General features: G+C 72.0%; 7 protein-coding genes. 4 read left to right on the forward strand and 3 right to left on the reverse strand.

The genetic code is table 11. The features are described 5' to 3' along the window. Positions 1–45 precede the first annotated feature (45 nt). From FrCorBMG51_RS07090 to FrCorBMG51_RS07100, 3 genes are all read right to left on the reverse strand, one after another. On the reverse strand, positions 46–750 hold the full coding sequence (locus tag FrCorBMG51_RS07090; protein WP_013872584.1) for a response regulator: 705 nt from the start codon (positions 748–750) through the stop codon (positions 46–48). 222 nt (positions 751–972) lie between these two features. After that, positions 973–1,629, reverse strand: a complete 657-nt coding sequence (hpf, locus tag FrCorBMG51_RS07095; RefSeq protein WP_047222302.1) for a ribosome hibernation-promoting factor, HPF/YfiA family — start codon at positions 1,627–1,629, stop codon at positions 973–975. Positions 1,630–1,823: 194 nt separating this feature from the next. Then, positions 1,824–2,672: a ComF family protein gene (locus tag FrCorBMG51_RS07100; RefSeq protein WP_052914441.1), complete on the reverse strand. Its 849-nt coding sequence runs from the start codon at positions 2,670–2,672 to the stop codon at positions 1,824–1,826. Between the two features lie 425 nt (positions 2,673–3,097). Here FrCorBMG51_RS07100 and FrCorBMG51_RS07105 point away from each other — a divergent pair, with 425 nt between their 5' ends. The 4 genes from FrCorBMG51_RS07105 to FrCorBMG51_RS07125 all read left to right on the forward strand — a co-directional run bounded on the left by FrCorBMG51_RS07105 (position 3,098) and on the right by FrCorBMG51_RS07125 (position 8,866). Continuing rightward, complete coding sequence (locus FrCorBMG51_RS07105) at positions 3,098–4,147, forward strand: DUF7847 domain-containing protein (RefSeq protein WP_047222362.1); 1,050 nt, start codon at positions 3,098–3,100, stop codon at positions 4,145–4,147. 877 nt (positions 4,148–5,024) lie between these two features. Then, positions 5,025–6,401: a DUF4350 domain-containing protein gene (locus FrCorBMG51_RS07115; RefSeq protein ID WP_052914443.1), complete on the forward strand. Its 1,377-nt coding sequence runs from the start codon at positions 5,025–5,027 to the stop codon at positions 6,399–6,401. Beyond that, positions 6,398–7,564, forward strand: a complete 1,167-nt coding sequence (locus FrCorBMG51_RS07120; RefSeq protein ID WP_175648358.1) for an AAA family ATPase — start codon at positions 6,398–6,400, stop codon at positions 7,562–7,564. The genes FrCorBMG51_RS07115 and FrCorBMG51_RS07120 overlap by 4 nt, the downstream gene beginning before the upstream one ends. Positions 7,565–7,570: 6 nt before the next feature. Then, positions 7,571–8,866, forward strand: coding sequence for a DUF58 domain-containing protein (locus FrCorBMG51_RS07125; protein WP_047222304.1), 1,296 nt, complete (start codon positions 7,571–7,573; stop codon positions 8,864–8,866). Positions 8,867–9,066 lie beyond the last annotated feature (200 nt).

The following is a 9,066-nucleotide window of genomic DNA, read 5'->3' on the forward strand; positions in this document are numbered from 1 at the left end:
ACGGCCGCCGACAGGCTCGGGTGGCGGGTGCGGATGGTGACGGATTCAGGTGATTTCCAGCAGCTTCTCCCTGACCGCGTAGACCACCGCCTCCATCCGGGAATGCAGCTGAAGCTTCTCCAGGATGTTGCGGATGTGGTTCTTGACCGTGTTCTCACTGATGAACAACTGCTTGGCGATGTCGCGGTTGTTGAGCCCCTTGGCGACAAGCCGCAGAACCTCCATCTCACGGTCGGTGAGCCTGGGGGTGGGCAACTGCGGCCGACTGTCCGCCTTTTTGATCATTAGTGCGAACTCGCTGAGGAGCTTCGAGGCCATCGAGGGACTGATCAGGCTCTGCCCACCGTGCACGGCGCGGATGGCGGTGGCGACCTCGTCGATCGAGATCTCCTTGAGCAGGTACCCCATGGCACCTGCCTTGATCGCGTCGTAGAGGTCGCCCTCCTCGTCACTGATGGTCAACATGACGATCTTTGCGCTGGGCACTGCCTGCTTGATCGCGCTGGTCGCGTCGATCCCGCCGCGACGGGGCATCCGGACATCCATGAGGACGATGTCGGGCGCGGTGTCGACCGCCATCGTGACGGCTTCGGAACCGTCCGGCGCCTCACCGACCACCTCGATGTCCTTCTCCTGCTCAAGAACCATCTGTAGGCCACGCCGAAACAGAGCATGATCGTCCACGACGAGCACCCGGATGGGATCCGGCGACGACGGCTCCTCCCCCGGCTGACGCCCATCCCCCGTCATATGACCTCCCTCACGTCGCGGCGGACCCCTGCCAGGTGACCCATACCGGTGCACGGGCCACCTGGCAGGCGGCTGAAGACGTCCACGGCAGATGGTCCCACGTCAATTGGACCTGCATGCCTTTACACCGTTGCGACCACGTCACGAGGTTGGTCGTAGCCGTCCTTCGGATCCGCCTGCCGGTGGCCCGGACACGGCGGCCTATGCGCGAACCGCGGAATCCTAGTGAGGATTCTGACCCGTGTCCGCACCCGCATCCGACTCAAGCCGGATCAGACCGTAGTCGTAGCCGCACCGTCGGTAGACGACACTCGGCAGGCCCGTATGCGCGTCACAGAAGAGGTAAAAGTCGTGGCCCACGAGCTCCATATTGGACAACGCCTCGTCGAGAGTCATGGGAGTGGCTCGGTGGACCTTCTCACGGACGACCATGGGGGACAAGTCCGCGACACCGTAGTCCGTGTCGCCGCCGGCAGCCGCCGAAGCATCGATCGCGCCGGCCTCCGGACCCCCGTCCGGCAGACCGGACGGCCGGGCGGGGGCGGTCTGCGCCAGCGAGACACGGCCCGCGCCGTTGTGACGGACCCGCCTGTCGGCAGCCCGCCGTAGCCGTTCGGCGAGCTTCGCCGCGGCCAGGTCGAGCGCCGCGTAGGGGTCGGCCGCGGCTGCCTCCGCACGGATGACCGGGCCCCGTGAGAACACGGTCAGTTCGACACGCTCGCGGACGTCCGCCATGCGCGGGTTGCGCTCGCGGGAGAGCTCCGCATCCACCCGGAACGCCTTGTGATCAAACCTCTCAAGCTTCGCAATCTTGGCCTCGGCTTGCTCACGGAACCTTTCAGGAACCGCGGTGTGCCTTCCCTTGACCACGATGTCCACTCGTTTCACCTTCCTGTAGACCGGAAGTCGCGACAATCGGGCAGTCCCGACAGATCGGGCCAGATCCCACTTCCGGTGTCGTGCCGTGCGCCAGGGCTTATCTGCTGCCTCGTTCCTTCCGCTCGGGCCCCCGGACACCTGGACCCTCGCTCCGCCTGTCAGTTCCCGCGGTGCCGGTACGGGTGACGACAGTTTTATCCCTCCGGTACCCTGATCGCAGGCAAACGGACAGCTTGGGGCCGGTCATCTCGAGTAGGGCTTCGGTGAGCCAACGTCGCGGCGGCGACAGCTGCTACCGATACCGGTACCGCGCCGGCGCGCAGCACCCGAGTGGCTTCGCAGAGCGTCGCCCCGGTCGTCACGACGTCGTCGATGACGACGAACAACGGTCCAGGTGTCCCGTGGCCGTCCCGACCGACGGAAACACCTGGCGGGAAGGACTCGGCCGCGAAAGAAACATGGTCGCGTGGCTCTCTGCCCCCTGGAGCGCGGCGCAGGATGAACGCGCCGTCGATATTGGCCGCGCGTTCCGCGGCACCCAGGCCCGCCTGGTCCGCCACCGGCCGGGCGGGGCGCAGCATCGGCACCACCCGTGCCGGCACACCGGCCCGGCGCAGCACCCGGGCGGCGCCGTCGCCGAGCCGGCGCACGTGGTCGAACCCGCGCCGACGTACCGCAACCCGGGTCGACGGCACCGGCACGAGAACGACCGGGCCGTCGTGCGCTGACATGGCCATGGCCGCGACCACCGCGCGGGCCAGCGCCGACACGAGCGGGCCGGGGGCGTCCAACCGGCCTCTTTCTTTGAAGGCCAACAGGATCCGCCGGCACGGACCGTCGTAAACGGCACCGGCGAAGCACGGTGGCCCTCGCCGCTTCGGGGTGGCCGTCTGTCCCGGAGCGGCGAGGAATGCGGGCCGATCGACCGCGGCCTCACACACCGCGCAGACCGCCGGACCGGGACTGCCGCAGCCGGCGCAGCTTCGCGGCAGGAGAAGGTCCAGCAGAACCTCGAAGGCGGCAGTCAGGTATGTGGTGGGCATGTGTCGCATGGTCGCCCCGCCGGCCTCGACCTGGCCAGCACCTGGCGCGCCCTGTGGAAAACCGTCGTGGGACGGTACCCGCCTGTGGACAACGCCTGTCCAGGGCGTCCAGGACGTGCATGATCTGTGGGCACAGCCGTCCCGCCGACACGAAAAGAAAATGAATGAATACATACAGGCATCGACAGCGGGCTTTCCCGCCCGCCTGACACTCAACATCGACAAATCTGGCACGATCGCACTCACCGGGTCCACCGGCAGTACGGGCACGCGACAGGCCGGGCCGATCGTTGGCAGCGCGGATCCACCTGTACGACGAGCCAGTCACGGTGGCGCGGGTGCGCCGGCCCCGGACAGCGCGCCGGGACACCGGCGCGACCGCCTCCCCCGGACCGCCGGAGGCCCGAGAACGTGAGGAGACCGACATGACCGGCGGAGCCGGCTGGGGCAACCCCCAGCCACCCGGCGGGCCGAATCCCGCGGACGGCCGGCAGCAGCCACCGCCACCCGGCTGGGGGCAGCCCCAGCCACCGCCGTCCGACTGGAACCAGCCGTCCCCGCATCCCGGCTGGAATCAGTCACCACCGGGCTGGGGGCAACCGCAGCCAGCGGGCGGGCCAGGCCGGTGGGGGCCGCCGCCGCGGGCCGAGAAACCGGGAATCATCCCGCTACGGCCGCTGGCCGCCGGCGAAATACTCGACGGTGCCTTCGCCGCGCTGCGGCGCAGCCCCGCGGTAATGATCGGACTGACCCTCGGCGTCACCACCGCGACGCAGATCATCGCGGTCACGCTGACCGCGATCGGTCAGAACGCCTCCACCGGTGTCGCGCTCTCCCTCGGCATCGTGAATGCGATCATCAGCTTCGTCGTCGGCATCGCGCTGACGGGTGCGCTCAGCGTGGCGGTCAGCGAGCTGACACTGGGTAGCAGCATCCAGATCGGGGAGGTGTTGCGGCGCATCCGGCCCCGGCTGCCCGGCCTCGCAGGGCTGTCGATCGTGGTGACGCTGCTGACCCTGATCGGGATCGTCGGGCTCGTCGTCGGCGGCGTCTTCGTGGCGGTCGCGCTGGCCTTGTCGACCCCCGCGTTCGTCCTCGAGGGCGGCACGATCAGGACGGCCATGCGGCGCTCGTGGACGCTGGTACGCGGCGCATGGTGGCGAACCTTCGGCATCCTGCTGCTGACAGGCATAGTCGTCGCCGTCCTGCTGTTCGTCCTCGCCTTCGTCTTCGGGCTGGCCTTCGCCGCCGCCAGCGACTCCCTGACCGATCCGGTCAGCGGCGATTTCACCGGGCCGGGCCTCGCGCTCAACGCGATAATGAGCATCGTCATCGACACCGTGGCCATGCCGATCATGGCGAGCGTGATCGTGCTGCTCTACGTCGACCGCCGCATCCGGCTGGAAGGGCTCGACATGACGCTCGCCCAGGCGGCGCGGGAGCGCCGTGCCGCGACCGGCCAGGGCCCTCAGTGACGAGGCCACGGGCATCGGTGACGGGAGCACGAGCGTCCGGGCCATGGCACGGCAATGGCTGAACCGCTGTGATCGGGCCGGTGGTGACCCGTGACGCGGCGGCGGAGGAAGCCCGCCGCGAGCTGTCCAGAGCGATCTACCACCGGGCCGGACCAGGCTGGTTCGAGCGTGCGGTGAACTGGCTCACCGTGCGGCTCGCCGATCTGTGGGCCGGCGTCACCGAGCCGTCCAGCGGCGGCCTCGGCATCGCGGCCATCGTCATCGTGGTCGCCGCGGCCGCTGTGGCGTTACGGCTGCGCCTCGGCCCACTGCGGCGGCAGGCCCGGACGGCCTCGGCCGACCTCGATCTGGCCAGCCCGCTGCCGGCGGCGGCGCTGCGGGCCGAGGCCGCCGCCGCGGCCCNCGCGCCGGCGCGTTCGCCGACGCGGTGCGTTCCCGGCTGCGTGCCGTCGTACGGATGCTGGAGGAGTCAGGGGTACTCGAGCCCCGGCCGGGACGGACCGCCGGCGAACTGGTCGCCGAAGTCGGCCGGATCGCGCNGGATCGCGCCCGCCACCACCCCCGTCCTGGCCGGGGCCGTGACCGTGTTCAGTGAGATCTGGTACGGCGGGCGGACCGCGTCCGAGGCGTCCTACCTCACCGTCGTCCGGGCGGACGAAGCGCTCACCGGGCTGCGGCCACGGCCGGGAGCGGACGCCAGGCCGGCTCCCACTTTCACGGTGCCGGCTTGAGCCCCCTGGCCGGCCGGCGGCAGCGCAACCATGCTTCCGGCACTTCGCCTTCCGGCGCTCCGTCACGAGCTGTGCCAGCGCGGGGCGCTGTCCCGCCGGAGGGGCCCTTGCACACTGTGTCTCCGCAGATCGCGTCCTCGCAGGCTGTGTCCTCGCAGATCGCGTCCTCACAGGTCACGGTCTCGCAGGCCGCTGCCCCGCAGGCGCCGGGCACCGGGCACCGGAGACTCGATCCGCGAGCCCGCCGCGGCATCCGCGTCGCAGCCGTCCTGATACTACTTGTCGTCATCTGTACAACACTCGCGGCCATATCCGACAGCTCGAACGGACGCCCACTCGATCCTGGGTCGGCCGACCCGGACGGGACCATGGCCCTGGCACGGCTCGTGCAGGCGCACGGCGTTGCGGTCACCTCGACGAACGACCTGGCCGAGGCGGTGAACGAGTCGGATCCCGCCGATGTCACGATCGTGCTGACCCACCCGCAGCGGGCACCCGGGCAGGCGCTCGACGGACTCGCCCACCTGGCCGGCCAAGGCGCCGACGTGGTGCTCCTTGAGCCGGGCGCGACCGTCGTCGACGCCTTGGACCTGCCGGTCACCGTCACCGGCCGTGTCCCGTCCGGGACGCCCGCGCCACGATGCCAGCTGCCCGAGGCCACCGCCGCGGGGACCGTCACGCTCGGTGGCAGGTCCGGTTTCCGGGCCGCCGGGCCGGACGCGGCCGAGGTCACCACGTGCTATCCGGTGGGGTCGGCCTCGGCCCTGGTCGTCGTGCCGGCGCCCCGGACACCGGGCCGACCGCCGGCACCATCCGGACCCGGGCGGTTCGTCCTGGTCGGCAACGCCGGTTTCATGACCAACGACCGGCTGGACGAGCAGGGCAACGCGGCACTCGCGATCGGGCTGCTCAACCGGCACCGCACGCTGTCCTGGGTGACCCCACAGCTCGGCGCGCCGGACGCGGTGGCCCGCAGGAGCCTGCTCGACCTGCTGCCCGACCGGGTGCCGCTGGCCTGCCTCCAACTCGGCCTGGCCATGGTCGTTCTCGCCCTGTGGCGGGGTCGCCGGCTCGGCCCGCCGGNGCTCGGCCCGCCGGTACCTGAACCGCTCCCGGTCGTGGTGCGCGCCGCCGAGACCGTCGAGGGGCGAGGCCGCCTCTACGCCGCCGCGCAGGCCCGGGACCTGGCCGCGGCGGTGCTGCGGGCGACGGCACGCGGGCGGCTGACCGAACGGCTCGGGCTGCCGACGCGGGCCCGCCCTGCCCGGCCCGGTGACGCGGGGCAGCCCGAGGCGGACCCGACCGCGCTCGTCGCCTCCGTCGCCGCCCGTACCGGACGCTCCCCAATGGAGATCACGTTGCTCCTGTACGGTTCCGGGATGAGTCAGGACGCCCCGGCAGCGGTCAGGACGGCCCCGACAGCAGAGGTGACGGACGAGGCGCTGGTGGCGCTGGTGGATCAGCTCGACGCGCTGGACCGGCAGGTGGCGGCGGGATCGGATCGGCAGGTGGCGGCAGGATGAGTGTCCCGGAGACATCCGACGACACCCAGCGGACGGCCGCCGCTTCCCCGACCGGGCCCGTGGGCACCGCGGCGCCGGCCGCCCCGGCGGCCAACGCCGGGCCCGAGGGCAGGGGCTTCGAGGTATCCGAGGCCGGGCTGTCGTCCCAGGTCGAGCTGTCCAAAGCCGAGCCGCCCAGGACGCAGGCGCAGGCCCAGGCCGCCGCGGGTGACCCGGAGACGGCTCGCCAGGCGCTGATCGCGCTGCGTGCGGAGGTGGCCAGGGCCGTGGTCGGCCAGGACGCCGCCGTCAGCGGTCTTGTCGTGGCCCTGCTCTGCCGTGGCCACGTGCTGCTCGAAGGCGTCCCGGGGGTTGCCAAGACCCTGCTGGTACGGGCCCTGGCCGCGGCGCTGTCCCTGGACACCAGACGGCTGCAGTTCACCCCCGACCTGATGCCCGGGGACGTCACCGGGTCGCTCGTCTACGACACCCGCACCTCGCTGTTCACCTTCCGGGAGGGGCCGGTGTTCACGAACCTGCTGCTCGCGGACGAGATCAACAGGACGCCCCCGAAGACCCAGGCCGCGCTGCTGGAGGCGATGGAGGAACGCCAGGTCAGCGTCGAGGGGACGGCACGCCGGCTGCCGGTGCCGTTCACGGTCGTCGCCACCCAGAATCCGATCGAGCACGAGGGCACCTATCCGCTCCCCGAGGCGCAGCTCGACCGCTTCCTGCTCAAGCTCACCGTGCCGCTGCCGCCGCGCGAGGACGAGATCGGGATCCTCACCCGCCACGCGTCCGGTTTCGACCCGTCCGACCTGGACGCGGCCGGGCTCCGGCCGGTTGCCGGGCCGTCGCATCTCGCCGCCGCCCGCGACGCCGTCCGTGGCGTGCAGGTCCACCCGGAGGTGCTCGGCTACATCGTCGATCTCGCCCGGGCCACCCGGGCGGCGCCTTCCGTGCAACTGGGCGTCTCGCCCAGGGGCGCGACCGCGCTGCTGGCCACCACCCGGGCGTGGGCGTGGCTGTCCGGGCGGGGATACGCCACCCCGGACGACGTCAAGGCGCTGGCCCGGCCCACGCTGCGGCACCGGATCTCGTTGCGGCCCGAGGTCGTGCTCGACGGCGTCACCACGGACACCGTCCTCAACCAGGTACTGGCCACCGTGCCCGTCCCGCGGTGACCCGCGGTGGCCATCACCGGGCGGGCCGCCGGCCTCGCCTTCGCCGGCGTGGTCGCCGTCCTGCTCTCCCCGGCCCCGGGTGCGACCCTGCTGCTGGTCGACGCGGCGCTCGTGCTCGCGGTGGTCGTGGACGTCGTGCTCGCCGGCGGTGTGCGCACGCTTGAGTTCACCCGGTCCGGCCCGACGCAGGCGCGGCTGGGTGAACCGGTGCCGCTGGTCCTCGCCGTCACCAACACCGGGCGGCGCAAGGTCCGGGCCCTGGTACGTGACGCGTGGCCGCCGTCGTCCGGTGTCACGCCCCGGGTGCTGCGGCTGGCGGTCCCGGCCGGGCAGCGACGGTTCGGTGAGGTCGTCCTGCACCCCACCCGCCGGGGGGACCGCCACCCGTACCGCATCACGGTCCGTTCGCTGGGGCCGCTCGGCCTCGCCGGCCGGCAGGGCCGCCATCATGCGCCGTTCCAGGTGCGGGTGCTGCCCGCGTTCCCCTCCCGGCGGCAGTTGCCGACCGTGTTCGCGCGACTACAGGAGATCGAGGGTAACGTCACGCTTCGTATCAGCGGACAGGGCTCGGAGTTCGACAGCCTGCGCGACTACGTCCCGGGCGACGACGTTCGTATGATCGACTGGCGGACCAGCGCGCGGCACGGCACGCTGGCGGTCAGATCGCTGCGGCCGGAGCGGGACCGCCGGGTCATCTGTGTCCTGGACACCGGACGGACCAGCGCCGGCCGCATCGGCGACGCCCCCCGTCTCGACCACGCGATGGACGCCGCCCTGCTGCTGGCGACCGTGGCAGCCCGCGCCGGCGACCGCGTCGGCCTGCTCGCGCACGACTCCACGGCCCGGGTCACCCTGCCGGTGGCCGGTGGCGGGAATCCGGTGGTCCGCATGAGCGCGGCCATGGCGCTGGTGGAACCCGTGCTGGCCGAGGCCGACCACCAGGCGATCGCCTCGGCGGTGCTGCGCGCCGCCGGGCGGCACTGCCTGGTCGTGCTGTTCACCGAGCTTGCTCCCGCGGTCGTCGAGGAAGGCCTGCTGCCGGCGCTGCCGGCGCTGACCGGCCGGCACACCGTCGTCGTCGCGGCGGTGAGCGACCCGCGGCTGACCGAGCTTGCGGCCGGCCGGGGCGACGTGCGCGCGGTCTACTCGGCCGCCGCGGCCGGGCAGACGCTGCTGCGCCGCAACCAGCTCGCCGGGCTGCTGCGTGGCCGCGGCGCGCACGTCGTGGACGCCCCGCCGGCGACCTACGCGGCGGCCGTCACCGACGTCTACCTGGCGCTGAAGTCCACCGGAGGCCTGTGAGCCCGGCCCGGACACCACCCCGCACCGGGCATGATCCGCACAAGTTTGCCGTTGGCTACGCTTTTCGGCCGAACGGGCGCACCCAACGACAGACATCCGCCGATCTTTCCGGGACCGGCGCGTCAGGAGACCGGCGCGAGGTCTGCGGAGAGTTCTCTGTCCAGGTCGCCGGACTCACCGGCGGCCACGGCCCGGCCGCC

Source organism: Protofrankia coriariae (assembly GCF_001017755.1).
GTDB lineage: Bacteria > Actinomycetota > Actinomycetes > Frankiales > Frankiaceae > Protofrankia > Protofrankia coriariae.

Excerpts from the sequence above, each read along its gene's own strand:
- FrCorBMG51_RS07090 (WP_013872584.1), bottom strand. The coding sequence starts at position 750 with ATGACGGGGGATGGGCGTCAGCCGGGGGAGGAGCCGTCGTCGCCGGAT.
- FrCorBMG51_RS07100 (WP_052914441.1), bottom strand. The coding sequence starts at position 2,672 with ATGCCCACCACATACCTGACTGCCGCCTTCGAGGTTCTGCTGGACCTT.
- FrCorBMG51_RS07105 (WP_047222362.1), top strand. The coding sequence starts at position 3,098 with ATGACCGGCGGAGCCGGCTGGGGCAACCCCCAGCCACCCGGCGGGCCG.
- FrCorBMG51_RS07120 (WP_175648358.1), top strand. The coding sequence starts at position 6,398 with ATGAGTGTCCCGGAGACATCCGACGACACCCAGCGGACGGCCGCCGCT.